Below are 26,147 nucleotides of genomic sequence, written 5' to 3'. Positions count from 1 at the left end.
CCCCGTAACTTTTTTATTTGTTGAATCGTTAATTAAGTAAGCGCTGAAAAGGAGTGGTTATTTTGTGCACAAAAGTAACTCATATTTTGAAAAAACATATCGATATGAATCATTCAAATATAACTTTTTTAATTGAGCAATACGGAGAGTTGAAAAGATACTGTACATTTTTAACGAAAAATAAATGGGATGGCGAAGATCTTGCCCAAGAAACAGTTTGTAAAGTACTTCAAAAATATAGTAATAAAGATATTTGTATGACGCTCGTATATAAAATAGCTAGAAATCGTTGGTTAGATCAAATAAAGTCAAAATCAGTTCATGAAAAAATAAGAGACCAAATTACTTTTGAAGAACCACATGAAAAAATTGCAGATTTGCATGAAATGGTAGGGAAAGTATTATCTTCATTAAATGTACAGCAATCCGCAATTTTATTATTAAAAGATGTTTTTCAATATAGTATCGCTGATATTGCTAAAGTATGTTCCGTATCGGAAGGGGCAGTAAAAGCTTCTTTGTTTCGGAGTAGAAATAGGTTGAAAACTGTAAGCGAAGAAGGGATAGAGATAGTTGAATTCACAGATGATATGGAAGTTGTAGTAACGTCTATTCGAGAAGAGAGACCGGAATTATTAACGAAACTACTTCCGACAATAGATTTTACTAAGTTACCATCTAAACAGCCAGTCTTATTATTTAATGTGAAACAACCTTCTTCCTACAGTTGTATGCTTTTAGCAGCATAACAATTATTGGAGGGATTTAAAATGAATGCAATTCCATATGTTGTAGAACAAACGAAATTAGGAGAACGTTCCTATGATATATACTCAAGGTTATTAAAAGACCGTATTGTTATTATCGGTTCAGAAATAAATGATCAAGTAGCGAGTAGTGTCGTAGCTCAATTATTATTTTTAGAAGCAGAAGATGCAGAGAAAGATATATTTTTATACATTAATAGCCCAGGCGGATCAACGACAGCAGGTTTTGCCATATTGGATACGATGAATTTAATCAAACCAGACGTGCAAACGCTATGCATGGGCTTTGCAGCATCATTTGGTGCATTGTTATTGTTATCAGGTGCAAAAGGAAAACGGTTTGCACTCCCAAATAGTGAAATTATGATTCATCAACCGCTTGGTGGTGCACAAGGGCAAGCAACGGAAATTGAAATCACAGCAAAAAGAATTTTAAAGTTAAAACATGATATTAATAAAATGATTGCAGAAAAAACAGGGCAACCGATTGAAAGAGTAGCACATGATACAGAAAGAGATTATTTTATGACTGCAGAAGAAGCGAAGGCATATGGGATTGTAGATGATGTTGTTACGAAAAAATAGCAGAAAGCAGGCTAGAGAGTAAAGTATATTCTCTAGCCTGTTTTATTAATCTTTTATCCATTCATCGACTAACGCTTGATTCTTTTTAATCCATTTTCGCGCCGCTTCTTCGGGATCTTTCGTTTTATTTAACTCAACCATTAATGTACCAAGCTGTTCATCGTTCATTTTCCATTTATCAAAGTATTTTATGATATCCGGATGATCTTTTTCGAAACCTTTACGAACGGAGTAATAAATGTCATCTTTTTCACCATATACTTTCTTAGGGTCTTTTAAATATTTTAAGTCAAATTCTGAAAAACCCCAATGTGGATTCCAAAGCGTAACAGCGATTGGTTTCTTTTTCGTATATGCTTTTTTTAGTTCACTCATCAAAGCAGCTTCAGAAGACTGGACAAGTTTTAGCTTTATATCATATTCCTTCATCGCTTTATTCGTTAAATTCATAAGACTGCTGCCAGGTTCAATTCCGACAATTTTATTATCTAGTTCATCTTTATGTGCATTTAGAGCTTCAATGCTGTTTATGTTTTTCACATAAGAAGGGACAACTAAACCTAGTCCGGTTCCTTCATACCATTTTGATTTTAAGACAATATCATCTTTATAACGATCATTTAGTGGTTTATCCGTAACGGGTAGCCATACTTCTAAATTAGCATCAACATCACCGCGAGCAACACCAGTCCAAATTGCCGCTTTTTCTAAATACATGAGTTCAACTTTGTAGCCTTTTTGTTCTAGTAGTACCTTCCACATATTTGCAGTTGCAATGTTTTCTTTCCAACTTGTTACACCTAGTTTAATTTTTCCTTTCGAATTTGCATTTGTTGCATTACATGAAGAGAAAATCATAGTAATAAATAATGCAAGGCATATGAGCCATATTTTCTTTCTCATTAAAAACCTCCTAAGAAACGTTTGCTTTTTAAATAAATGTATAAGTAAGCATTCTTATTATGAACGGAAAAAAGAATTTTAAAGAAAACTTATAAATGTTATTTTTATGTAATATTTCTTTGTAAAATCGCAACACTATGTGAATAGATGGGTAGAAAAGGAGTAGTGACATGGATAATACAAAGGTGCGTGTTGAAAACGTAACAAAAGTATTCGGGAAACATCCGCAAAGAGCCCTTTCCTTATTAAAAGAAGGAAAAAGCAAATCGGAAATTTTGAAAGAGACAGGAATGAACGTTGGTGTGAAAAAAGCAACGTTTGAAGTATACTCTGGAGAAATTTTCGTTATTATGGGTTTGTCAGGTAGCGGGAAATCTACGTTAGTTCGTATGTTAAATCAATTAATTAAACCGACAGCGGGCCATATATACATAGATGGTGAAGATATCGCGACGATGGGAAAGGAAGAATTACGGAGAGTAAGAAGAACGAAAATGAGCATGGTATTTCAGAAATTCGCTCTATTCCCTCATCGTACCGTTTTGCAAAATGTTGCATATGGGTTGGAAATACAAGGAGTTCCAGTAGAGGAACGAGAGAGAAAAGCGTTAGAGTCCTTGAAGTTAGTTGGATTAGACCATCATAAAGATAATTATCCAAGTCAACTGAGTGGTGGTATGCAACAGCGTGTCGGCATTGCGAGAGCGCTTACGAATGATCCGGATGTTTTACTTATGGATGAGTCATTTAGTGCATTAGATCCACTGATTCGAAAAGAAATGCAAGATGAACTGTTAGAATTACAAGATAAAATGGAAAAAACAATTATTTTTATTACGCATGATTTAGATGAAGCCCTTCGAATTGGTGATCGAATTGCGTTAATGAAAGATGGAGAAGTTGTCCAAATTGGAACGCCAGAAGAAATTATGATGAGTCCTGCGAATGAATTTGTAGAGAAATTCGTGGCGGATGTGAATTTAGGAAAAGTAATAACGGCGGAATCTATATTAAAACGACCAGAGACGTTATTAATAGACCGTGGACCACGTGTAGCACTTCAAATTATGAGAAATGCCGGCGTTTCTACCGTATATGTTGTAAACAAAAAATATGAGTTTTTAGGAATATTAACGGCAGATGATGCGAGTAAAGCAGTACAAAAGCAATGGCCGATTGCTGATTTATTACTTACCGATATTCCGCACGTGTATTTAGATACTTTACTGGAAGAAACGTATGCGAAAATGGCGGAGATGAAATATCCGTTACCAGTAATTGATGAGAAGAAAAGGCTAAGAGGAATTATTAAACGTGAAAGTGTCATTCAAGCTCTTGCAGGTAACATTGAAGAAGAGGTGAAAGACGATGAATAGTATACCACGTATCCCTTTAGGGGAATGGGTCGACTCATTTGTTGCAAGTTTATATGAGCACTTTGAAGGCTTATTCCGAGGATTCTCTTATATTATCGGCGGATTCGTTGATTTACTCACTAATTTTTTAACAATAATACCGGCTATATTGATGATTATTATTTTGTGTTTCCTCATTTGGTACACAACGAGAAAAGTATCTTTAGTTATTTTTACACTCATCGGATTATTATTTATTTTGAATATTAACTACTGGGCACAGACGATGCAGACATTAGCTCTTGTACTTACATCTGTTATTATTTCAATTATTGTAGGTATCCCAATTGGCATTTTAGCTTCGCAAAATGAACGGTTTTCAAAATTTTTAAAACCGACATTAGATTTTATGCAAACAATGCCGGCTTTCGTATATCTGATTCCTGCGATTACATTTTTCGGAGTAGGAGTAGTACCTGGGATTATTGCATCGGTAATCTTTGCAATGCCACCGACAATTCGTTTTACTGACTTAGGAATTAGACAAGTTCCAGAAGATTTAATAGAAGCAGCGAATGCGTTTGGCTCTACCGCATCACAAAAGTTATTTAAAGTACAATTACCACTCGCAACTGGAACGATCATGGCTGGTGTGAACCAAAGTATTATGCTCTCTTTATCAATGGTAGTAACAGCATCGCTTGTAGGAGCTCCAGGTCTTGGAGTTGATGTATACCGCTCTGTGACACAAGTTAATATCGGGATGGGATTTGAAGCGGGACTAGCCATTGTTGTCATTGCGATTATATTAGATCGTATTACACAAGGATTTCACCAAAAAAGAAGATAACAAGAAAACACACTTTATTATACAAAGTGTGTTTTTTGTTTGAATAGATTATATTCGAACGATAACAGAACCGTCAGCTGACGCAAAAACTTGTTTTTTTATTTCATTGATTTAATTCTTCGATGAATAACGATATGTTTGTTTAATAGCGACTTGAAAATCTCTTCTTAAGAAGAGGATTATGTGGTGGAAAAGTATAAGTAATAAAGTGCATTTTTTGGAAATTATTAAGTGGAATAGCGAATATATTAGGAGACAGTGACTTCATGTAAATAGATATTATTTTGGAAGAAATTATGAGAGGAGATGCTATTTTGTCTAAAAAGAAAAAAAGTAAATGATGCCTTGGCGATAGGCGTCGGTATAGGGGTTGTAATCGGTGTAGTCCAAGGTTATTTTACAAATAATTTAGTAATCGGAATTGTGATTGGGATTGTAATTGGAGTTGTGGTTTTGAAGAAAAAATGAGGTGTAAATTCAATTCAAAATTGTTGCGTTAAAAGAATGAATTTTCGGAATATAAATCCTATTTTTCCTTTTTTTATGATATTATATATAAAAAGGATGGTGATGGATATGCCAACAAATAATCAAGAAGAACAAAATTGCTTCATTTGTGAAAAACATAAAGGAAATATTACAGTTCCAGGTGGAGCTATTTACGAAGATGAACTCGTTTACGTTGGACATGTCCACTGGGATAGCGAAGAAACGTATCTTGGTTATGTAATGATAGATATAAAAAGACATGTACCTGGTCTTGCTGAGCTAACAGATGAAGAAGCGAAAAGGTTCGGACTTATATCAAGTAGAGTAAGTAAAGCACTAAAAGAAAGTGAAGGTGCCGAACATATTTACACTTTTGTTTCAGGGAATGGTGTACCACATATGCATATGCACATCATACCGCGTTATGCAAATACACCAAAAGAGTTTTGGTCACCGACTGAAGTAGCGAAATGGAACGGTGCGCCTTATAGTGATACAGAAAAAATCAAAAAACTATGCGAAAGAATACGAAAGTATATGGTGAGTGAATATGCATACAACAAATAATAGACAACATTCATGGATTGGAAGTAGAGAAATGTGTTTAGACGAAATTTCGGTAAAGCAATATGGTGATATCGTGCTCGGTGCATATGGTGGGAATATTAGTGCCGGAGCAAAAAAGAATGAAGATGGTGCGTTAGTTTGGTCAAATGGTGATTGGGAATTTGCAGCTATATTAGATGGACATAATAGTGCAGAAAGTGTTGATTTAGTAGTAAATACAATTCAAAAAGAATATGAAAATATAAAAGAAATGATGAATGAATCGATTGATACAGTATTTCGATCTATTGAAAATCATATTCTTACAATCTTACAATCTTCTTCATTTAAGGAAAAGTGCAAAAGAATTAAAGGTGAAACAGCTTGCTTACTATGTGTAAGAAAAGAAAACTATATATGGTGGTTATCTATCGGAGACTGTTTAGTGTATGTATTTCATGATGAATTACACAAATTAGGACAATACGCACTAAATCAACGTCATTTTTACGAATGGATTGGTAACGTAAATACTTTTGATTTACCTGTTCCTTGTTATTCAACAGGCATTCGTGAATTACGTAATGGAAAGAATCGAATTGTAATGGTGACAGATGGAGTATTAGAATGCGGGGAACGTCGGTATGAAACTCCTGTAAATCTGTATAGTGATATGAATAGAAATAATATAAAACTTGAAGAAAGTGTTCATCATGTATTAGAGCACGTTCATCATCAATTCGGACGCGATAGTGCGACAATTATTAGTTGGGACATTGATAATAAAGGAAAGGCTACTTATCCGAGTGATCAGCCAGAGAAAATAAAAGTAAGAAAATAAAAGGAGAGGGTTTTCTGTCAATTACCAAAATAACGCTATTAATTTTATGGGTACTATGTATATTCGTTTTTGAAAAAATAGCAAGAAAAAGATTAAACATCCCGAAACAAAAGGGATGGGATAATCAATATGTGAATAAAACACATAAATGGGGGAATAGAATTATTATTTTCTCTTATATAGTTGTTATTGCGATAAGTGCTTTTTTTCCAAACCGTATATTTATGGGGTATGTACCTCTTTTGTTTTTTATCACGTTATATGGATTTCAATCATATATGGAGTGGAAATATGATAAGGAATCGCGCGAGTTCTTGATTTCATTATTTGCAGCTACAGCGCTAATAATAACTGGATTAATTATATATTTCTTTCTTTAATAAATTTTCAATTAAATATTTAAAGGAGGGAAATAATGAATAGATCTGTATTACGTGTAGAAGTTATTATTTATAATGGAGATAACTCAAAAGTGCTCGTTCAATGCGATGAAAATGAATCATTTTATCGTTTTCCAGGAGGCTCTATTGAATTTGGTGAACCAGCAAAAGAAGCGATAATAAGAGAATTAATGGAAGAATACGATTTGAAGATTGATGTTCAAGAGCTAGCTGTTGTAAATGAGCATATTTTCGAGTGGAACAACGAAAAAGGACATCATTGTACATTGATACATTGGGGAACTGTTAAAGAGAGAGTTACAAATGAAATAAGACATAAAGAATATGGGGATATTCTATTAATATGGAAGAGCATAGAGGAATTAAAGGAGAAGCCAACATATCCTGAAGGAATTGTAAGTTATTTAGAAGAGAATAACCATAATATAGTCCACTTTGTTTCTAAAAATATATAAAGTAATTGGAGGGATAACAATGGATATCTCTACAATTTTAATTATTATTATTGGACTGGGTATAGGTGGTTACTTTTTAGAACAGTTTTTAAGAAGAAAATTAAATATGGAGAAAAGAGGCTTTTTTGGATATAAGCATGTGAATAGCTTGCATGTGAAATTGGAAATAGGATTGTTCTTTATTTATTTCGTAAGTAGTATCATTTATGTTAATAGTAATGAAAATGCAAATGTAGGATATGCCCTTTTCATTTTTTTTGGAACATTATGGACGTTAAGGGCATGGATGGAGTGGAAATATGATAGGGAATCGAAGGAATATATTCTTTCGATAATCGGTTTATTGGCATTTATAGTTATGATTTCATTGCTCATTTACTTTGATCCGTTTTCAATTTAAAACGAGAAGAATAAAAAAGGGGATGGAATAATTTGGGGCTAAATAAGATAATTGAAAGAATTCAAGAAAAATGTACGGAACAATCAGTTATAATAATAGGTATTGATGGCTGTGGCGGTGCAGGTAAAAGTACGTTAGCAAATAAAATAAAAAGTAATTTTTCAACTGTAACGATTGTTCATATGGATGATTTTTATTTACCATCTGCAAAGATTGAAAATGAAAATCCTACGAATAAATCAATTGGTGCAGATTTTGACTGGAAACGCCTTTTAAAAGAAGTTTTAAATCCTATTAGTAATGGACTAGAAGGGCGTTATAAGCGTTATGATTGGGAAAAGGATTCTTTAGTTGGATCCCATATTGTTTCTGCCAGTGGTATTGTAATTATTGAAGGTGTATATGCAACACGTCAGGAGCTAGCGGGAATGTATGATTTAAAAATATGGGTGAATTGTCCTCGTGAAACACGTATAAAAAGAGGAATTGCTAGAGATGGAGAAGCTGCGCGTGATATGTGGGAAAACAATTGGATGATTGCTGAAGATATGTATGTAGAAAGTCATAAGTCACATGAATTTGCAGATTTTATTATTGATGGTACAAATAATGAGATAACTAATAAATAAGAAACCATTTACTACTAAATGGTTTTTTATTTAATTTAAGCATGTATTTTAGCTAATATCGATGTAATAAAATTTGTTTTATCCTCTGCATATTGATGTTTATCATTAGGATTAGCCTGTGAAAGTTGAATCTTCAACTTTTCATACTGTATACGAGCAGTTTTATTGACTATTAAGTAATCTCTGAATTGCAATTGTTCTATTACATGTGTATTCCCTTTTTCATACATATGAATTTGATGAGTTCTTGGCTCACCTTTATTAAAATAATATCGTTCAGGCAATACATCTTTTCTATATTTATAGTTTAGTAGTTCTAATTTTTTAATACAATGTATACCGTCCCTATAATTTTCTAATTCAATTGGTATATCAATAATGGGCTTTGCACTTAAATGTGGAATAGAAGTACTACCAATATGGTGTATCGCTAAAATATGTTCGCCAATTTGTTCCTCAATGAATTGTTTCTCCTTTACAAATTCAATTGCCCACTCTTCAGTCCACGGAACTAAAAACACTTTACCATATGGTAAACCTAACATTTAATTAGCACCTCTTTCAAAATGTTTTTCAATAAAGGTAATTACATTTTCTTAAAGCTTCTCAAAACAAGATATTCCCACAATCTCCAAGGAAGAATTTTCTTTGCAAAGATCATAAATTTTACACCTTTACCGATTGGATAACGTAAATTCGTACGCTTAGACTCAGCAATTTCTACAATTTTATTAGCAACATCTATTGGATTACCAAATGTATCACTGCCGCTATTAATATGTTTTTGTATTTTATCCATATATTCTTTGTAAGGAGAAGTAGTATCAGATTGGTTTGTAGCTAGTTGTTTACCAACTTCCCATATATTCGTGTTATAAGAACCAGGTTCCACTAAAGCAACATCTATTCCAAAAGGTTTTACTTCTAAACGAAGGGATTCACTCCATCCTTCTAATGCATGTTTTGAAGAAACGTAAGGAGATAGACCAGGGAATCCAACTTGACCACTAATGCTACTTATATTAATAATTTTCCCACTTTGTTGTTCTCTCATATATGGTAAAACAAGCTGAGTAATCGATATAGCACCAAAAAGATTCGTTTCAAATTGTTTGCGATATTCCTCTACTGGAATTTCTTCTACAAAGCCACCATTAGCATATCCTGCATTATTAATAAGGAGGTCTACTCTGTTTATTTCTTTTAAAAATAATTGAAAGGTATGTATAGAGTTTTGATCGGTTATATCTAATTGTTGGACTGTTATGTTGTGCAGCAAGTTTAGTTGAGTAGCTTGAGATAGTAAGTTCGCTTGTTTTTCAAGGTTTCTCATTGTAGCGATAACTAAATAATCTTTTTTTGCGAGTTCGAGTGTAGTTAATAGTCCAAATCCACTTGAGGATCCTGTAATAATTGCGACTTTTTTGTTCATTTTCTGCCAGCTTTCTTTTTCTTTTATCATAACGAGTTATGATAAGAAAATCTATTATTCTTACATTCGTTTTGAGAGCATTACCCGTTAATTCTATATTCTATGAGATTTTTAAAAGAGGAAATTATACGGACTCAGCGTATATAGAGAAGTGAGTATGAATACGTTTATGAAATGAGGGAAGAATAATGGCCCATGTGAAGGATGTATTAGCAGATCAGTTATTAGCGAATGCGAACGATCCTAGTTGGTATATTCCGTTTTCAGATGCAGTTAAGGGTTTATCTGAGAGGGAAGCTTTCTGGAAACCGAATGAAGAGAGTAACAGTATAGCTGAAATTGTACAACATTTATTGTATTGGAATTCTACGTGGCAAACTAGATATAAAGAATCGAATGTGAATGCTGTGCCCGCTATTGGAGATAATAACAAAAGTTTTATGCTTTCAAATAATCAAACTTTCGATGAATTACGAGAAAAACTACTAGAGAAACTGTTACTATGGCAAAATCTCATAAATGAAGAAAGGGTTGAAAGCGATGTAGTGGGATTTCCTGTTTCTGCAAAGTGGTGGGAAGTGCTAGCCAATGTAACTACTCATAATGCATATCATATCGGTCAAATTATTTACATCCGAAAATTACAGAAGAGTTTTGATGGTGAATAAGATAATAATTTTCAAATTAGGTGAACAAAAGTGGACAAAACGAGACTAATGTCTCATTTTGTCCACTTTTTTATTTTCAACATAGAGAGAAAACCTATTAAATCAAGGATTTGAAATTGGCACGGTACTTGCAATATAAAAGATGAACAAGAAAATAGGAGGGCTGAACATGTTAAAAACAACTGAAAGTAAAGGGAATGGAATTACGAAAGAACAAGCTCGCTGGATGTACGAAAAAATGTTAGAGATTCGTAAGTTTGAAGATAAGGTGCATGAATTATTCGCGCAAGGCGTTCTGCCAGGTTTCGTCCATTTATACGCTGGGGAAGAAGCGGTAGCAGTTGGTGTATGTGCCCACTTAACGGATAGTGACAGTATTACAAGTACGCATAGAGGACATGGACACTGTATCGCAAAAGGTTGTGATTTAAACGGTATGATGGCTGAACTTTTCGGGAAAGCGACAGGATTATGTAAAGGTAAAGGCGGATCCATGCATATTGCTGATTTAGATAAAGGAATGCTTGGTGCAAATGGCATTGTAGGTGGTGGTTTCCCGCTTGCTTGCGGTTCGGCATTAACAGCTAAATATAAAGGAACGAAAGATGTAAGTGTTTGTTTCTTCGGTGATGGAGCAAATAATGAAGGGACATTCCATGAAGGGGTTAACTTAGCGGCGATTTGGAAGTTACCAGTTATTTTTATCGCTGAAAATAACGGTTACGGTGAAGCAACGACATTTGAATATGCTTCAAGTTGTGATTCTATTGCGGATCGTGCGAGAGCTTATAACATTCCAGGTGTTCAAGTGGATGGAAAAGATCTGCTAGCTGTATATAAAGCTGCTGAGGAAGCAGTAGAACGTGCGCGTAATGGCGGTGGTCCAACAATAATTGAATGTATGACATATCGTAATTACGGTCATTTCGAAGGTGAAGCACAAACGTATAAAACTTCAGAAGAAAAAGAAGAACATTTAAATGAAAAAGATGCGATTGTGAATTTCCGTAAGCATTTAATTCATGAAGCTTTATTAACTGAATCTGAGCTTGTAGATATGGAAAAGGCAGTAGATGAAGCGGTTCAAAAATCAATTGAATTTAGTGAAAATAGTCCATATCCAGAGGATGAAGAGTTATTAAAAGATGTATACGTTTCTTACAAATAAGAGGAGGGTGAAAAATAATGACTAGAACAGTAAGTATGTCAACTGCAATTAATGAAGCGATGAAAATATCGATGCGCCGTGATGAAAATGTAATTTTAATAGGAGAAGACGTTGCAGGTGGTGCACAAGTTGATCACTTGCAAGATGATGAAGCATGGGGCGGTGTTCTTGGTGTTACGAAAGGCCTTGTACAAGAATTTGGCCGAAATCGTATTTTAGATACACCAATTTCAGAAGCGGGTTACATGGGAGCAGCAATGGCAGCTGCGGCAACAGGACTACGTCCGATTGCTGAATTAATGTTTAATGATTTTATCGGTAGTTGTCTTGATCAAGTATTAAACCAAGGTGCAAAGTTCCGCTATATGTTCGGTGGTAAAGCGAAAGTGCCAGTTACAGTACGTACGATGCATGGTGCAGGTTTTAGCGCAGCTGCACAACATTCACAAAGTTTGTATGCGTTATTTACGAGCATTCCAGGTATAAAAGTTGTCATTCCTTCTACTCCATATGACGCAAAAGGCTTACTATTAGCGGCAATTGAAGATGATGATCCGGTAATCTTCTTTGAAGATAAAACACTCTACAATATGAAGGGTGAAGTGCCAGAAGGTTATTACACAATTCCATTAGGAAAAGCGGATATTAAACGGGAAGGTTCTGACGTAACAATTGTCGCAATTGGAAAACAAGTTCATACAGCACTTGCGGCTGCTGAGCAATTATCGAAAAAAGGACTTGAAGTAGAAGTAATTGATCCACGTTCTTTATCACCACTGGATGAAGATACGATTTTAGCATCAGTTGAAAAAACAAATCGCCTTATTGTTATTGATGAAGCAAACCCAAGATGTAGTATCGCAACAGATATTGCGGCAATTGTAGCAGATAAAGGATTCGATTTGTTAGATGCGCCTATTAAACGAATTACAGCACCACATACACCAGTTCCGTTCTCGCCACCACTTGAAAAGTTATATTTACCAACGCCGGAAAAAGTAATTGAAACTGTATCAGAAATGATCGGAGACCAAACTTTATTACATGTGTAATAAAACGATGAGAAGGGAGAGAGAAGCATGGCTGTAGAAGTTGTAATGCCGAAGTTAGGTATGGCGATGAAAGAAGGTATTATTACAAGCTGGAATATTAAAGCAGGCGATCATGTCTCAAAAGGTGAACTAATTGCTAGTATTAATTCGGAAAAAATCGAAACTGAAATAGAAGCACCAGCTGATGGAACTGTTCTTGATATAGCTGTAAGTGAAGATGAGGGAGTTCCACCTGGCACTGTCATTTGCTATATCGGTAAGCTGAACGAAAAAGTAGAAATCAATGAAAGTATAAATGTTGTAGAAGAAAAAGCACCTAATCTAGAGCCTAAAAAGGTCCAACATCCAGAACCATATGCGAAAGAAGTGGCGAAGAAAAGAATCAAAATTTCACCTGTAGCGAAGAAAATTGCAAAGTCTGAAAATCTAGATATCAAAGCATTAGTTGGTACAGGCCCTGGCGGAAGGATTACAAAAGTAGACGTATTAAAAGCGATTGAAGAAAGAGTAACAATTCCAGAAGTACTTGAACAAGAAGAAAGTAAAGTAATTCCTGTTACTGGTATGCGGAAAGCAATCGCAAACCGTATGCATGCAAGTTTACAAAATAGTGCACAATTAACATTAACGATGAAAGTAGATGTTACAGATTTAGTTGCTTTACATAAAGAAATAGCTTCAGTTGTACAAAAACGATACGATAACAAACTAACTATTACGGATTTCGTTTCTCGTGCTGTTGTATTAGCGCTTGGAGAGCATAAAGAAATGAACAGCGCTTATATGGATGATACAATTCATCAATTTGAACATGTTCATTTAGGCATGGCAGTCGCATTAGAAAAAGGATTAGTCGTTCCAGCTATTCGCTTTGCTAATAATCTATCTTTAGTAGAGTTATCTAAACAAATTAAAAACGTTGCACAAAAAGCAAGAGAAGGTAGTTTAAGTAGTGATGATATGCAAGGGACAACCTTTACAATTAGTAATTTAGGTAGCTTCGGTATTGAATATTTTACGCCAGTATTAAATACACCTGAAACTGGTATTTTAGGTGTAGGTGCAATTGAACATGTTCCAGTATATAAAGGGAAGAAAATAAAAAAAGGCAGTATGTTACCTTTAAGTTTAACATTCGATCATCGTGTATTAGATGGTGTACCAGCAGCTGCATTTTTACGCACAATTAAACGTTATTTAGAAGAACCTGTAACAATTCTTTTATAAAGAGAAGGTGAGAGAATGAGTAAACTAGTCGTTATTGGTGGCGGACCTGCTGGCTATGTAGCGGCAATTACCGCAGCTCAAAATGGAAAAGATGTCACTCTTATTGATGAAGCTGATCTTGGCGGGACTTGTTTAAATGTTGGGTGCATGCCTACAAAATCATTGTTAGAAAGTGCAGAAGTGCATGACATTGTAAGAAAAGCGAATCATTATGGAGTTACACTCAATAATGGAAGTATATCAATTGATTGGAAGCAAATGCAGGCGAGGAAATCACAAATTGTAACGCAGCTCGTTCAAGGAATTCAATATTTAATGAAGAAAAATAAAATAAAAGTTATACAAGGTAAAGCGAACTTTGAAACGGATCATCGTGTGCGGGTTATATACGGTGATAAAGAAGATGTAGTAGATGGAGAACAGTTCATTATAGCGGCAGGTTCAGAACCGACTGCATTACCCTTTGCTCCATTTGACGGAAAGTGGATTTTAAATAGTAGCCATGTAATGTCCATAGATTATATACCAAAATCATTATTAATCGTTGGCGGTGGGGTAATAGGATGCGAGTTTGCAAGTATTTATAGTCGTCTTGGAACAAAAGTTACGATTGTTGAAATGGCACCGCAATTATTACCAGGTGAAGATGAAGATATCGCACACATTTTAAGAGGGAAACTAGAAAATGATGGTGTAGAAATATTTACAGGAGCAGCTTTAAAAGGATTAAATAATTATAAGAAGCAGGCTTCATTTGAATATGAAGGAAGTATCCAAGAAGTTAATCCAGAATTTGTTCTCGTTTCTGTCGGCCGAAAACCACGTGTACAACAATTAGATTTAGAAAAAGCAGGCATTCAATATTCAAATAAAGGAATTTCTGTGAATGAACATATGCAAACCAATGTATCACATATTTATGCAGCAGGAGATGTGATTGGTGGAATCCAGCTTGCTCACGTTGCATTCCATGAAGGAACGACGGCAGCATTACACGCGAGTGGAGAAGATGTAAAAGTAAACTACCATGCTGTACCTCGCTGTATTTATACCGCTCCAGAAATTGCTAGTGTCGGTTTAACAGAAAAAGATGCAAGAGAGCAGTACGGTGACATACAAATTGGAGAATTCCCTTTTACAGCAAATGGAAAAGCGCTTATTATTGGAGAACAAACGGGGAAAGTAAAAGTTATTGTGGAACCTAAATATCAAGAAATTGTTGGAATTTCTATTATTGGTCCTCGTGCAACAGAACTAATTGGTCAAGGAACTGTAATGATTCATACGGAAGTTACTGCCGATATTATGAGAGATTATATTGCAGCGCATCCAACTTTATCTGAAGCGATTCATGAAGCTTTATTGCAAGCGGTAGGACATGCTGTACACGCTTAAATGGAATTATAATAAACCACTATTCTCTAAATGAATAAGAGAATAGTGGTTTGAATTTTTACGGGAGAAATTGAATATCCTATTATTTTTTTACGTCAATCGCTGAAGTAATATCGTTCCAATCAGCAGCTAAATTAGCAGTTTTACCGTACCAATCCGCATGTTTGAATACAACACCTTTTCCATAGCCTTGTGTTGAAGTATGCTCCCAAAGTGTCGTTGAATAACTTGCTGAAGGTGATGCTGTACTTACAGAGGAAATTCTGTCGTTCCAGCTAGATGGTAAGTTTTTAAAGCCGCTGCTCCAGTAAATATATTGGCCACCTTTATCTTTATGTTCATAAAAATCAGTACTACCAGCACCGCTACCTAAAGGATTAATTTTATTTTTAAGTACTTTTTTATCCTTTTCAATATAAGCATCTAATGTTTCACGGCTAGTAAAACCATAAGCTAGCCAATCTCCATTTTCATTTTGCTCTGGTAATACCATAGTAATTTGGATGTCTTTCTTATCTTGATCACTTAATTTTGTAAGAGAATTAACATTCTGTTCATCCACTTTTAAATAATCAAAAGACTTAATTGTGTTACCTTTTTCTTCAGCACTTGCTACTCCTAGTCCTCCAGTTAATGCAAATCCCGCTACTAATGTACCTGCTACTAATTTCTTCAACATATAACCATCCCTTTTAGTTTAGATTTTTGTACAGGTGAATCTTTGTACTAGTAAAATGTATTCTAATTATCAACTATTGTAAATATTCTGAAGTTTTAGAAATAAAAGATGGAATATTTACAGTTTTGCATTTTTTCTTTAGAAAAAATAGTTATTAGAATGATATAATAAATAGATATATCGCTTTTGTTGGATCTTAAAATGTTTTAGGGGGAAAGTCTTTGAAGTATTTTAATAAAGATTGGTATAAAGAAATGCAAGTATCTGGTTTTTTAAATTTCCCAGAAACAGTAGAAGAATGGGAAGAGATGTTGCGAGAGAGCGAAAAGGTAGGAATGGATTATAAGCAAAGTTTAAGAGAAGACGTGGAAGAAAAGAAAGAAGATTTATTAAAGTTCCTCCCTAAATCACTGCATCCATACATTCATGACAATACAATTAATTCAGAATACCCAACGGAAAAATTAAAGAGACTTATGCTTGAGTGGACAAAAGATTATGAGAAAAGAATGAATGATTTAGAGCAAGCCTATATAGATAATTATAATTCTATAAAAGAAAAGCTCGCGCAGAATGTCGTTCAACTACATGAATACTCACTACATGACAGTGTAGTCAAATCAGTGGAGAAAAAATCAGAAGCTACGCTAATTATAACTTTAGATTGCAGTGGTACTTTCAGTGAATTTGATAAACTACAAGCAACTTTTATAGGAGTAACGAAATGTTCTATCCCGGAAAATTTTGAAGGTGCTTGGTGGTTATGTCATGAAATAGATTTTGCTGAAGATGGTTTTGAACTAGGGGTTTTATTTGATTGTCCATTTGAAGAAGTGATGATTTGTGCAAAAAATGTATTGCTGGAAATAGATAACTAGTAAACTTTATAACTCTATAAATAAAAAACAGTCTTATATGACTGTTTTTTATTTAGATACTAAATGATCCAGCTTCCAATATGTATCTGTTAATGGCGCAGCTTTGCTATCTATGTATAAATACATATTATTTAAATCTTTTGGAGAATCTTTCATATTAAATACAATGTCGGTAGTTAAAGAAAACTCAGATGGAACCTTTTTAGCATTTTCATTTTGTATAACTTCACCTTTGTATTTTTTACCCGTTTTTTCATCTTTTATGAAATATTTTATTTCTGAAAGATCTATCGTTTGTCCGTCAACACGAGCATTATTTATAGTAACGCGAGCTGTGAGACGCCACTCTTTGTCTATTTTTTCAAATTTAGCATTTTCAACAGTTGCTCTATAGTATTCGTTTTTAAAGATTTCCCCATAGTGCATTGCATTTTTTGCTAGAGCGCTTTTTTCTTGTTTTGGTGTAGCATTTCCGCTACATCCTGCCATTATCCCTGTAAATAATAATGCTGTACAAGTTACTTTCATTAAAGATTTCATAGTAATTCCTTTCTGTGTTAAAAAGTAAAATATAGGAATAATTTTACATTAATAGAAGGATGAATGGAAGTATAATTGTGAAATATGCAAATATGCATTTATTTAGTTGTTAATTTAATGGGATAGAAAAAGGGAGAAAACCTGTATAGAGCTGAATAAAGAAGTATTGAAAATATTGTAAAATAGAAAAAACATGCATATAATTAAAAGATGAATAAATTTTCTGGATATTAAATGATAGTGGTGAGAACATGTTTACTGAAGAGCGTAGAGAGAAAATTTTAGAGTTACTTAAGAAAAATGGAAGGGTAATTGCAAAGGATCTTGCGGAAAGTTTCGATATGTCTATCGATTCTATAAGAAGAGATTTGTCTATTATGGAGAAGGATGGCTTGTTAAAAAGAACACATGGAGGAGCAATTGAACTTGCTAGAGTACGGAATTTAGCTACCAAGCCATTGAAACGTTATAGTAATGGTTCTGTATATGAAGACGCAATTGCAAAAATCGCAGCTTCTTATATACAAGAAGGAGATTCCGTTTTTATTGGTGGAGCTTCTATTCATTATGCCATGTTAAAATATTTACCTGAAACATCATTTACAGTTGTTACGAATGCTTTAGAAATTGCTAGTACGTTACGGGAATATAAGAACATTGATACGTACTTAATTGGTGGAAAGGTGAAACCATCAGGAAATATGACAGATACACTTGCCTCAGAGTTGATAAGTAGATTTTCTATTGATCTTAATTTCTCTACAGGTGGTGGCATTTCATTAAACGGTATAAGTACTGCAACGCCGGAAGTTGCTTTTTTTAGTAAAACAGTAAGTAAGATTGCTAGAAGAAATATTTGTTTAGCTCCTCACAATAAACTTGGAATAGACTACTTTATAAAAGGAGAGTCACTGATTGAAATTGACATTATAATAACAGATTCGGAGGCTAGTAAAGAAACAATTCAAGAATTTGAGAAACAAGGTAAAGAAATTGTAATAGCATCAATAGACTGCATTTAAAAGGAGTTTGAAATGATTATAAAAGGGCAAGAGTTTCACATAAATGGATTAGTTTATACAGTTCGTTCTGCAGCTGAAACAGATGCGGAACAGTTGTCGGAAATTAGAGTTCAGATCGATGGAGAAACTGAAAATATGGATAGAGAAGCTGGAGAGGGATTTATAGATAAGATAGGGTTTCAAAAAATAATAAAAACAGATAGTGACGAGACAAAGAATCTGTTTTTAGTTGCAGAAGTGCACAATCGAATCGTTGGATTTTCAAGATGCGAAGGTTCAAATCTGAAGAGATTATCTCATAAAGTAGAATTTGGCGTTTGTATTTTAAAAGAGTTTTGGGGATATGGAATGGGTAAGAGTCTATTGCAACAATCTATTCATTGGGCTGATGAAAATGATATTAAAAAGATATCATTACAAGTATTAGAAACAAATGAAAAAGCCATTCAGCTATATAAAAAATTAGGTTTTGAAGTAGAAGGTATTTTAAAAAATGATAAAAGGCTGTCGGATGGGAAGTATTATAATACAGTTGTAATGGGAAGGTGTATTTGAGTCTGTTCATTAAAGAGGTGAAAATGTATGTTTTATAGAAGAAAGTACTATATAGTAAAAAATGAATTTATTAAAATTTTTAATGATCATTTCAATCATACGAACTTACCTAATCAGTTAAAGCATGGCTCTAGGCTAATAGGACGCTGGATGAAAGATAATAAGAATGGTACGACCGAAGTGTTTGCCATATGGGAATATGATAGTTATGAACAATATAAAGAAATAGAATCAAAGATTAGAAATGACGAGAAGCATATTAGAAGAATACATGAATGGTATGAAAAACATGGCGGAAGAGAATATGTTTTACAGGAGTACATAGTAGAGATGAAAAATGAAGAGTTAGTGTGTACTGTAAAGTGATAGAGAGGTGAGGGATAATGGGAATGAAAACAAAATTATATTTTAGTGTAGCATCCACAATTTTATTTGCAATAGTCGTGAGTGTTTTCTTTATAAATGGAAATCCACAAAAGTGGTTTTGGTTATGTATTTTCTTTGCTTCCATTATACAAAATATAGTGCTACTAAAAAAGAATAAAGAAGTCCATTAAGATATTCAAATTATTAACATATTTGTGTCGTCTTTCTAGTTTTGTTGAAAACGCTTTTATTCAGTTTTATAATAAAAGTATGTTTTTACAAATCTCCAAAACAATGAATAGGGAGATGATACAATGCTAGCTTCACCGTTTTACTTACATACATGGAAAAAGTTTGTTGATGAAGGTGTCCTTGATTCGAACCGTATAAACGAAAGAATTTCAGAGTCATGGTATCGATGTAAACAAGCAAATGTGAATCCTCATATGAATAAAGGTCAGAAAATTTTGTCTTCTAATGTTTTTCAAGACCAAAAGAAAAAGAGTGAAATCTTCCTAGATATAGCAATACCTCAAATACAAAATATGAGAAAAACCATTGATGAACTGCAAATGATGGCATTATTAATTGATCCAGACGGTTACGTTCTATCGTTAAGTGGAAATAAACAAACGTTGCAACGAGCGAAACAGATTAATTTCATTGAAGGTGTGAAATGGACGGAAGCTGCTGTTGGTACAAATGCGATAGGAACAGCGCTTGAGATTGAAGAGGCTATTATGATAAGTGGTACAGAGCATTATTCTGTCGCATCTCATAGCTGGAGCTGTGCGGCCGCTCCTATTCATAATGATGATGGGAAATTAATAGGCGTTCTAGATTTCTCTTGTCCGATTGAGTTTTCGCATCCATATATGCTCGGTATGGTAACTTCGATTGCACATGCGATTGAACGTGAATGTAGTATTCGAGTACATCAAAATGAACTGCAGTTAATCCATCGTTTTTTAGATGTAATTGATAGTGATGAACAAGTTGTAATTTGTAATCATCGTGATGTTATCGTTTCTGCAAGCAAGAGGGTTCGGGAACGAGTATGTAATTGGTCACGGATGAAACTTGAAGATTTAATGCACTATGGATTGAAAACTAAATTAGAAGTTCCATTATACAGTAATAATAGAATGATTGGGAAATGTATTTATGTAAAGGGAAATAAACAAGTAAAATCATTTTCAACGTCCCCATTTATAAATGGCATCACTTTTCCTGGAGTAATTGGGACAAGCAGTGCATTTCAACATACTTTAGAAGAAATTAAGCTTGTATCACCAACTGACGCAAGTGTATATGTTTGTGGTGAAACAGGTGTAGGAAAAGAATATGTAGCGAGAGCGATTCATGAAAATAGTCCAAGAAAAAATGGTCCTTTTATAGCTGTTAACTGCGGTTCATTACCGAAAGAATTAATGGAAAGTGAATTGTTCGGTTATGCTGAAGGAGCGTTTACAGGTGCACGGCGCCAAGGATATAAAGGGAAATTCGAACAAGCAGACGGAGGAACAATATTTTTAGATGAAATTGGTGAAGTGCCACCAGAGATGCAAGTAGCATTATTGCGTGTTTTACAAGAACGAACAGTAAACCCAATTGGCAGTTCAAAAGAGATACCAGTAAATATTCGTATTATTACTGCGACACATAAAGATCTATTGCGATTAGTAGAAGAAGGGAAATTCCGTCAAGATTTATATTATCGCTTACATGTTTATCCACTATATGTCCCATCGTTAATAGAAAGAAAAGAGGATATTCCGTACTTCATAAAACATTTTTGCAAACGAAAGAATTGGAATGTTGTATTTCCAAAAAGTATTTGTAATCAATTTTATCAGCATACATGGCCCGGAAATATTCGAGAATTATTAAATGTATTAGAACGCATCTACATTTTGTCGCAAGGACGAGAAATATGTGAAAAACAAATCTCTTTTTTATTACAAACAATGATGGGAAATCAACATCAACTTGCATTGCAAGCAGAAAATAAAACAGAGAACACATTAAATTTCCGTGAAAAAATACAGCGTGATAGCATGATTGAAGCGTTAGAAAAGACAAATGGAAATGTTTCATTAGCTGCAAAACTTTTAGATGTACCTCGAAGTACATTTTATAAACGAATGCAAAAATATAAGTTATAAAGTAGATTTTTGTAATCTACTTTTTCTTTGTGGGCTCATGTTCTGTCGGAATGTGCGCTTACCGGGGAAATAATAGAATAGTTAGAAATTAATTTCCGGAAGGAGGACTTAGGTGAAATATATTGAAATTGGTATTGGGAATACGTGGTTCGTTCGAACAGAAACTGAAAATAAAGATGGAACTGAATTTGAAGAACGAGGAATTATAAAACCTATTTATTTTGAGTCTTTATATGTACGAGTGTGGTTTCGAAAAACGTGTTTAATTTTTGATACGAAAGAAGGGTTTAAAAAAGTTAAGAAGAGGAGGATTGAATATAAATTTATAGTTGGAATTGTAAGTAGACTGGATAAAGAAAAAGTGGGCTAACATGCGTAGTTATATTGGACAGGAAATTCTTTTGAATTATATCAAATTCATGAAAAGCACTTTTACTAAATATAAATTGTTAATAAAACCGCTAAGGAAACTTAGCGGTTTCTTTTTAAAAAGGAGGGATTTTCGTATGAATAGGATCGTAACGGTTTTACTTGCAATTATTATAATGGGGTATTCCATTTATAGTTGGAATGATACTTCGGAAATGAGTATGCTAATTTTACAAACGCTTTTAGGGTTTATATTAGTTAGCTTAGGGGTGCAAAATTTAAAAAATAACGAAAAAGAAAATAGAAGTATAGGGATAGCTTTATTACTTGTGGCTTTGTTTTTAATTGTTGTATCTTTAATAAAATATTTTGTATGAATAAGTTTTTAAATTAATAAAAAATTAAAATTCTACTTGTATTTCACTATATAAAATATGGCATAATGATTTAGTTAAAATAGAAATGGATAGGGTATTTGAGAGGGGCAGTATAATGAGTTTTGCAATAGAAATAGTAATAAAAGCACCAATGGATGTTGTATGTGACTACATAATAGAAGATGAAAAAATAAAAGAATGGAATACGTTTATAATAGAAAATCGCTATCCTTCAAATATGGATAAAGAAAATCCACGTGTAGGAGATAAATATATTACTGTTCAAAAAGTCGGTAAGAAAATATTGGAGGCAGAAGTAGAAATTCTTGAATACGATGCACCCTATATTATTTCACTTGGCAGTGAAATGAAGCAAGGTTATTCGGCAATGACTTATATGTTAGAAGAAGATGAGGAGGGTACAGCACTTACATTAATTTCAGAATATGAACCTAGTAATCTTTACTATAAAATTATGTATAAGTTAACAGGCTGGATTTCACGAGGTTTAACTATGGAACAAATTGAGCGTCTAGCAGAATGTGTAGAAGCTGCTTATCAGAAAGAAGATTAAGATTAAAAATATATTAAGGTAAAAGCGTTACTCAATCTCGTGAGTAACGCTTTTACTGTTTGAAGATTTTTTATTGAAAATCTCAATAGCTCTTTCATATATTTCTTTATCAACACAAAATCTTTCTGTTATCCAATAATTAAGTTCAGAAGATGTAATGATTTGTTCTCTTTTCTTACCTTGGAAATATCGTTTTAAAACATTATCATTAATAGAAGTTGGAATACCATCGATATAACCGAAAATCTGAATTTTCTTTAATACAGGGGATGTATACCAATCGTTAGACTTTGTAATGAGTTCTTTCATACTTGATAAATGTATTGGATCTGTATGTAAGATTTTTGTTGGACCTGGATCTCTAGTAATTTTAATCCTATTATTTGAGACTTCATAAGTGAAAGTTTCTCTTACATTACTTACTTGAAATGATTCATAAAGTGGGTAAGCTTGGAATAAAGGTGCACAATAACCAACATCAACATAATAAGGTTGGTCTAAGTTAACCCGTAAGCATAAATGTCCGGGATCCATATACATATAATGAACATTAAAACCAAGATTTGATAATAACCAATGGAATCCAATTGAGTGCGTCAAACAAGTACCCCCGAGACCTTTTGTTGTAATACGGTTTATGTATGTCTCAATGGAAGGGAAATAATTACCTGTTTCATTACCCTTTTCCCAGTCAATTATTTTAGTGAGGGTTTCCCATTTTATTTTTTCTTGATGAGCTTTAATAAGCTCATTTAAAAACTTTAAGCTAGTAGGCTGTTTTGTCATACCTAAAAATGATAGAAAGCTATTTACTAGTTTTTCTTGAGACATTTTCTGATCCTTTCTATATAGAAATCGTTTTTGGTATTATTATACAATAGATATCAGAAAATACAGTTATTTATTAATAGAGTGGGAGAGAATTATATGTCGATGTCGCTATATTATAAACAAATCCGTGAGCAATTAGGTCATGAACTAATTTTTATACCGAGTGTAGCTGCTGTTATTAAAAATGAGCAAGGGGAAATCTTATTTCAATATCCTGGCGGAGAATACTGGAGCTTGCCAGCTGGAGCAATTGAGCCTGGAGAAACTCCAGAAGAAGCGGTAGTTCGTGAAGTGTGGGAAGAAACAGGATTGAAAGTGCAAGTAAAAAAACAAAAAGGGGTGTTTGGAGGAAAAGAGTATCGCCATACATATCCGAATGGCGATCAAGTAGAATATATTGTTGTTGTGTTTGAATGTGAAATTACTAGTGGAAAACTAAAATCAATAGATGGTGAATCTTTAAAACTACAATATTTCTCATTATCTGAAAAGCCTTCTTTAGCGCTACCATACCCAAATAATATATTTTTATAGATGTAAAATAGCACACCTTATGTATTGAAGGTGTGCTATTTATATAAACCAGTCGTATACATTTTCGTCAATGTATGCACAATTTCTTCTAGGTCGATCTTTTTATCATTTTGCACAATCGTCCAAAGAAACATCTCATTCATCGCAAACCAAGCACGTGCTACAATTTCTTTATTCAATTCAGAATGTGCTAACCCACCTTCTTGAGAGTATGTAATATCTTGCGTAATACTGTTTATAAAGCGTTCCCGTATCTCGTCCCATTTTTGACGTATCTCTTTTGATAACCCAATTGCTTCTTCTACAACTTGTAAAATTGCTCGTTCTTTCTCTGCTAATTGTAGAAATGCTTTAACTTGATTTTGAATCATTATACGTGCTTCTTCTGTCGTTTGAGGCGAAAAAGAGCGCTCAGCAATATCATAAAATTGATTCATAACATCTTCCATTAAAACGATGAGGAGATCATCTTTGTTTTTAAAGTATACATATGCCGTGCCATAACCAGTTTCTGCATGTTTAATAATTTGTGTAATTGTCGTTTTTTGAAATCCGTTACGAATAAAAATAGTGTAACCAGAGTGTAATAGTTTCTTCTTTGTTTCTAAGGAGCGGTGTTTTCTTGATGAAAGAGTAGTGTTTTTCAAAGAATCACCTCTTTATACTGAAATATCTGAAAATATAACTGTATTGTAAAAGAAATTCATATATAAAGTCAACTGACATAATATCATTGACGTTATATCAACTAAGGTGATATATTTCAATTAGTTAGAATAAAAAGAAAATTAAGAGAAGGTGACACCATGTATAAAGAACCATTTCAACCAACTTATGAGTATGCGCTTGAATGTGATAAACATGATGAACTGAAAGATTTTCAAACTGAATTTTATAAAAAAGAAGGAACAATATATTTAGATGGAAACTCATTAGGGCTACTTTCAAAAAGAGCAGAGAAATCATTACTTACTTTGCTAGATTCATGGAAAGAGTATGGCATTGACGGCTGGACCGAGGGTGAGCATCCGTGGTTTTTCCTTTCGGAGAAATTAGGTGAATTGACTGCACCTCTTATTGGAGCTTTACCAGAAGAAACTATTGTAACCGGTTCCACGACAACGAATATTCATCAAGTAATCGCAACTTTCTATGAGCCGAAAGGAATTCGCACAAAAATTCTTGCGGATGAGTTAACCTTCCCATCCGATATATATGCACTTCAAAGTCAAATTCGTTTAAAAGGATTAGATCCAGATGAGCATTTAGTACGAGTAAAGAGCCGAGATGGTAGAACACTTTCTGAAGATGATATTATTCATGCAATGACAGATGATATCGCGTTAATTTTATTACCTTCTGTACTATATAGAAGCGGCCAAATTCTTGATATGAAACGTTTAACAGCGGAAGCGCATAAGCGTGGTATTCATATCGGGTTCGATTTATGTCACTCAATCGGTTCTATTCCGCATCATTTCAAAGAGTGGGATGTTGATTTCGCGATTTGGTGTAATTATAAATACTTAAATGCGGGACCTGGTGGCGTTGCAGGGCTTTATGTGAATAAAAAGCATTTTAATAGACTTCCTGGATTATCAGGTTGGTTTAGTTCTAGAAAAGATAAGCAGTTTGATATGGAACATACATTAACAGCTGCTGATCATGCAGGTGCTTATCAAATTGGTACACCACACGTATTAAGTACTGCACCTTTAATCGGTTCTCTTGAAATATTTAAAGATGCTGGTATAGAACGTTTACGCGAAAAATCATTACATATTACAAGATACATGCTTAATTTGATTGATCATGAATTAAAAAATTTCGGATTTACAATTGGAAATCCATTTGAGGATGAAAAACGAGGCGGGCATATTTATTTAGAGCATGCAGAAGCAGCACGTATATGTAAAGCGTTAAAAGCAAATGGAGTAATTCCAGATTTTAGAGCGCCAAATGGAGTGAGACTTGCGCCAGTTGCTTTATATAATACGTACGAAGAAGTATGGCAGTCTGTTATGATTTTAAAGAAAATCATGAAAGATGAAGAGTATAAGCAATTTGAAAATAAGCGAGAGGTTGTGGCATAAG

33 protein-coding genes and 1 pseudogene are annotated in these 26,147 nt (G+C 33.8%); 27 read left to right on the top strand and 7 right to left on the bottom strand.

Going from position 1 to position 26,147, the window contains the following annotated elements; translation table 11 throughout:
• The first annotated feature begins 62 nt into the window (after positions 1–62).
• Both PDQ40_RS06370 and clpP read left to right on the top strand, forming a co-directional pair.
• On the top strand, positions 63–749 hold the full coding sequence (locus PDQ40_RS06370; protein ID WP_000337481.1) for an RNA polymerase subunit sigma-70: 687 nt from the start codon (positions 63–65) through the stop codon (positions 747–749).
• Between the two features lie 21 nt (positions 750–770).
• Positions 771–1,352 (top strand): ATP-dependent Clp endopeptidase proteolytic subunit ClpP, encoded by a 582-nt coding sequence (clpP, locus tag PDQ40_RS06365; protein WP_000991625.1) that lies wholly within the window; start codon positions 771–773, stop codon positions 1,350–1,352.
• 45 nt (positions 1,353–1,397) lie between these two features.
• Here clpP and PDQ40_RS06360 read toward each other — a convergent pair whose 3' ends face one another.
• Entirely contained in the window at positions 1,398–2,255 is an 858-nt protein-coding gene (locus PDQ40_RS06360) for a glycine betaine ABC transporter substrate-binding protein (RefSeq protein WP_270691290.1), read from the bottom strand.
• A 170-nt stretch (positions 2,256–2,425) separates the two neighbouring features.
• Here PDQ40_RS06360 and PDQ40_RS06355 point away from each other — a divergent pair, with 170 nt between their 5' ends.
• The 9 genes and pseudogenes from PDQ40_RS06355 to PDQ40_RS06315 all read left to right on the top strand — a co-directional run bounded on the left by PDQ40_RS06355 (position 2,426) and on the right by PDQ40_RS06315 (position 8,221).
• On the top strand, positions 2,426–3,631 hold the full coding sequence (locus PDQ40_RS06355; RefSeq protein WP_000370612.1) for a quaternary amine ABC transporter ATP-binding protein: 1,206 nt from the start codon (positions 2,426–2,428) through the stop codon (positions 3,629–3,631).
• On the top strand, positions 3,624–4,460 hold the full coding sequence (locus tag PDQ40_RS06350) for an ABC transporter permease (RefSeq protein WP_001084762.1): 837 nt from the start codon (positions 3,624–3,626) through the stop codon (positions 4,458–4,460). The genes PDQ40_RS06355 and PDQ40_RS06350 overlap by 8 nt, the downstream gene beginning before the upstream one ends.
• Positions 4,461–4,756: 296 nt before the next feature.
• Positions 4,757–4,928 (top strand): annotated as a pseudogene (locus PDQ40_RS06345) (septum formation initiator).
• Between the two features lie 102 nt (positions 4,929–5,030).
• Positions 5,031–5,516, top strand: a complete 486-nt coding sequence (locus PDQ40_RS06340) for an HIT family protein (protein ID WP_002170225.1) — start codon at positions 5,031–5,033, stop codon at positions 5,514–5,516.
• Entirely contained in the window at positions 5,500–6,336 is an 837-nt protein-coding gene (locus tag PDQ40_RS06335; RefSeq protein WP_000557569.1) for a PP2C family serine/threonine-protein phosphatase, read from the top strand. Before PDQ40_RS06340 ends, PDQ40_RS06335 begins: the two co-directional genes overlap by 17 nt.
• A gap of 41 nt (positions 6,337–6,377) precedes the next feature.
• A complete protein-coding gene (locus PDQ40_RS06330; RefSeq protein WP_163262524.1) occupies positions 6,378–6,716 on the top strand; it encodes a DUF4181 domain-containing protein in 339 nt (112 codons plus the stop codon).
• Positions 6,717–6,751: 35 nt separating this feature from the next.
• Positions 6,752–7,192 carry an NUDIX domain-containing protein gene (locus PDQ40_RS06325; protein WP_001082138.1) on the top strand — a complete coding sequence of 147 codons (441 nt, stop codon included), beginning with the start codon at positions 6,752–6,754 and terminating at the stop codon, positions 7,190–7,192.
• 19 nt (positions 7,193–7,211) lie between these two features.
• Positions 7,212–7,592 carry a DUF4181 domain-containing protein gene (locus PDQ40_RS06320; protein ID WP_000355402.1) on the top strand — a complete coding sequence of 127 codons (381 nt, stop codon included), beginning with the start codon at positions 7,212–7,214 and terminating at the stop codon, positions 7,590–7,592.
• A 32-nt stretch (positions 7,593–7,624) separates the two neighbouring features.
• The gene (locus PDQ40_RS06315; RefSeq protein ID WP_000523945.1) at positions 7,625–8,221 is read left to right on the top strand and encodes a uridine kinase family protein; all 597 of its coding nucleotides are present in this window, start codon (positions 7,625–7,627) and stop codon (positions 8,219–8,221) included.
• A 35-nt stretch (positions 8,222–8,256) separates the two neighbouring features.
• Here PDQ40_RS06315 and PDQ40_RS06310 read toward each other — a convergent pair whose 3' ends face one another.
• Together PDQ40_RS06310 and PDQ40_RS06305 are read right to left on the bottom strand one after the other, a co-directional pair.
• Positions 8,257–8,766 (bottom strand): GrpB family protein, encoded by a 510-nt coding sequence (locus PDQ40_RS06310; RefSeq protein WP_000901194.1) that lies wholly within the window; start codon positions 8,764–8,766, stop codon positions 8,257–8,259.
• A 41-nt stretch (positions 8,767–8,807) separates the two neighbouring features.
• The gene (locus PDQ40_RS06305) at positions 8,808–9,653 is read right to left on the bottom strand and encodes an oxidoreductase (protein WP_001036864.1); all 846 of its coding nucleotides are present in this window, start codon (positions 9,651–9,653) and stop codon (positions 8,808–8,810) included.
• A 188-nt stretch (positions 9,654–9,841) separates the two neighbouring features.
• Here PDQ40_RS06305 and PDQ40_RS06300 point away from each other — a divergent pair, with 188 nt between their 5' ends.
• The 5 genes from PDQ40_RS06300 to lpdA all read left to right on the top strand — a co-directional run bounded on the left by PDQ40_RS06300 (position 9,842) and on the right by lpdA (position 15,163).
• The gene (locus tag PDQ40_RS06300; RefSeq protein ID WP_000951610.1) at positions 9,842–10,321 is read left to right on the top strand and encodes a DinB family protein; all 480 of its coding nucleotides are present in this window, start codon (positions 9,842–9,844) and stop codon (positions 10,319–10,321) included.
• 169 nt (positions 10,322–10,490) lie between these two features.
• A complete protein-coding gene (acoA, locus tag PDQ40_RS06295; RefSeq protein ID WP_000921308.1) occupies positions 10,491–11,489 on the top strand; it encodes an acetoin:2,6-dichlorophenolindophenol oxidoreductase subunit alpha in 999 nt (332 codons plus the stop codon).
• A gap of 17 nt (positions 11,490–11,506) precedes the next feature.
• Complete coding sequence (gene acoB / locus PDQ40_RS06290; RefSeq protein WP_270691288.1) at positions 11,507–12,541, top strand: acetoin:2,6-dichlorophenolindophenol oxidoreductase subunit beta; 1,035 nt, start codon at positions 11,507–11,509, stop codon at positions 12,539–12,541.
• Positions 12,542–12,568: 27 nt separating this feature from the next.
• Entirely contained in the window at positions 12,569–13,768 is a 1,200-nt protein-coding gene (locus PDQ40_RS06285; RefSeq protein ID WP_000257750.1) for a dihydrolipoamide acetyltransferase family protein, read from the top strand.
• 15 nt (positions 13,769–13,783) lie between these two features.
• Positions 13,784–15,163 carry a dihydrolipoyl dehydrogenase gene (lpdA, locus tag PDQ40_RS06280; protein WP_000041197.1) on the top strand — a complete coding sequence of 460 codons (1,380 nt, stop codon included), beginning with the start codon at positions 13,784–13,786 and terminating at the stop codon, positions 15,161–15,163.
• A gap of 82 nt (positions 15,164–15,245) precedes the next feature.
• Here the strand turns inward: lpdA and PDQ40_RS06275 are convergent, their stop codons facing one another.
• The gene (locus PDQ40_RS06275) at positions 15,246–15,842 is read right to left on the bottom strand and encodes a hypothetical protein (protein WP_000914447.1); all 597 of its coding nucleotides are present in this window, start codon (positions 15,840–15,842) and stop codon (positions 15,246–15,248) included.
• Positions 15,843–16,063: 221 nt separating this feature from the next.
• Here PDQ40_RS06275 and PDQ40_RS06270 point away from each other — a divergent pair, with 221 nt between their 5' ends.
• Complete coding sequence (locus PDQ40_RS06270) at positions 16,064–16,720, top strand: DUF4085 family protein (RefSeq protein WP_000873325.1); 657 nt, start codon at positions 16,064–16,066, stop codon at positions 16,718–16,720.
• 48 nt (positions 16,721–16,768) lie between these two features.
• On the opposite strand, the gene PDQ40_RS06265 is transcribed toward PDQ40_RS06270, so the two are convergent.
• Positions 16,769–17,260, bottom strand: coding sequence for a hypothetical protein (locus PDQ40_RS06265; protein WP_000838798.1), 492 nt, complete (start codon positions 17,258–17,260; stop codon positions 16,769–16,771).
• Between the two features lie 251 nt (positions 17,261–17,511).
• Here PDQ40_RS06265 and PDQ40_RS06260 point away from each other — a divergent pair, with 251 nt between their 5' ends.
• From PDQ40_RS06260 to PDQ40_RS06225, 8 genes are all read left to right on the top strand, one after another.
• The gene (locus tag PDQ40_RS06260; protein ID WP_000493625.1) at positions 17,512–18,282 is read left to right on the top strand and encodes a DeoR/GlpR family DNA-binding transcription regulator; all 771 of its coding nucleotides are present in this window, start codon (positions 17,512–17,514) and stop codon (positions 18,280–18,282) included.
• 12 nt (positions 18,283–18,294) lie between these two features.
• Positions 18,295–18,837, top strand: a complete 543-nt coding sequence (locus tag PDQ40_RS06255; protein WP_000584350.1) for a GNAT family N-acetyltransferase — start codon at positions 18,295–18,297, stop codon at positions 18,835–18,837.
• 27 nt (positions 18,838–18,864) lie between these two features.
• Positions 18,865–19,203, top strand: a complete 339-nt coding sequence (locus PDQ40_RS06250) for an NIPSNAP family protein (RefSeq protein WP_000499969.1) — start codon at positions 18,865–18,867, stop codon at positions 19,201–19,203.
• Between the two features lie 23 nt (positions 19,204–19,226).
• On the top strand, positions 19,227–19,394 hold the full coding sequence (locus PDQ40_RS06245) for a hypothetical protein (RefSeq protein WP_163258192.1): 168 nt from the start codon (positions 19,227–19,229) through the stop codon (positions 19,392–19,394).
• Positions 19,395–19,517: 123 nt separating this feature from the next.
• The gene (locus tag PDQ40_RS06240) at positions 19,518–21,368 is read left to right on the top strand and encodes a sigma-54-dependent Fis family transcriptional regulator (RefSeq protein ID WP_086405248.1); all 1,851 of its coding nucleotides are present in this window, start codon (positions 19,518–19,520) and stop codon (positions 21,366–21,368) included.
• 112 nt (positions 21,369–21,480) lie between these two features.
• Complete coding sequence (locus PDQ40_RS06235) at positions 21,481–21,738, top strand: DUF3977 family protein (protein ID WP_000873859.1); 258 nt, start codon at positions 21,481–21,483, stop codon at positions 21,736–21,738.
• A gap of 136 nt (positions 21,739–21,874) precedes the next feature.
• Entirely contained in the window at positions 21,875–22,114 is a 240-nt protein-coding gene (locus PDQ40_RS06230) for a DUF3953 domain-containing protein (protein ID WP_001080078.1), read from the top strand.
• A gap of 115 nt (positions 22,115–22,229) precedes the next feature.
• Complete coding sequence (locus PDQ40_RS06225; protein WP_000006421.1) at positions 22,230–22,688, top strand: SRPBCC family protein; 459 nt, start codon at positions 22,230–22,232, stop codon at positions 22,686–22,688.
• A gap of 27 nt (positions 22,689–22,715) precedes the next feature.
• Here the strand turns inward: PDQ40_RS06225 and PDQ40_RS06220 are convergent, their stop codons facing one another.
• The gene (locus PDQ40_RS06220) at positions 22,716–23,519 is read right to left on the bottom strand and encodes an arylamine N-acetyltransferase (protein WP_000076720.1); all 804 of its coding nucleotides are present in this window, start codon (positions 23,517–23,519) and stop codon (positions 22,716–22,718) included.
• Positions 23,520–23,615: 96 nt separating this feature from the next.
• Here PDQ40_RS06220 and PDQ40_RS06215 point away from each other — a divergent pair, with 96 nt between their 5' ends.
• The gene (locus tag PDQ40_RS06215; RefSeq protein ID WP_000062940.1) at positions 23,616–24,053 is read left to right on the top strand and encodes an NUDIX hydrolase; all 438 of its coding nucleotides are present in this window, start codon (positions 23,616–23,618) and stop codon (positions 24,051–24,053) included.
• Positions 24,054–24,088: 35 nt separating this feature from the next.
• Here the strand turns inward: PDQ40_RS06215 and PDQ40_RS06210 are convergent, their stop codons facing one another.
• Positions 24,089–24,700, bottom strand: a complete 612-nt coding sequence (locus tag PDQ40_RS06210; protein WP_000799603.1) for a TetR/AcrR family transcriptional regulator — start codon at positions 24,698–24,700, stop codon at positions 24,089–24,091.
• Between the two features lie 159 nt (positions 24,701–24,859).
• On the opposite strand from PDQ40_RS06210, the gene kynU reads away from it, so the two are divergent.
• Entirely contained in the window at positions 24,860–26,146 is a 1,287-nt protein-coding gene (gene kynU / locus PDQ40_RS06205) for a kynureninase (RefSeq protein ID WP_000276283.1), read from the top strand.
• Position 26,147 lies beyond the last annotated feature (1 nt).

The sequence above is a fragment of the Bacillus cereus group sp. Bc061 genome, assembly GCF_027715825.1.
Classification (GTDB): Bacteria; Bacillota; Bacilli; order Bacillales; family Bacillaceae_G; genus Bacillus_A; species Bacillus_A paranthracis.
Note: the sequence above shows the minus strand (reverse complement) of the source record. Positions and strands in the feature narration are given on the sequence as shown.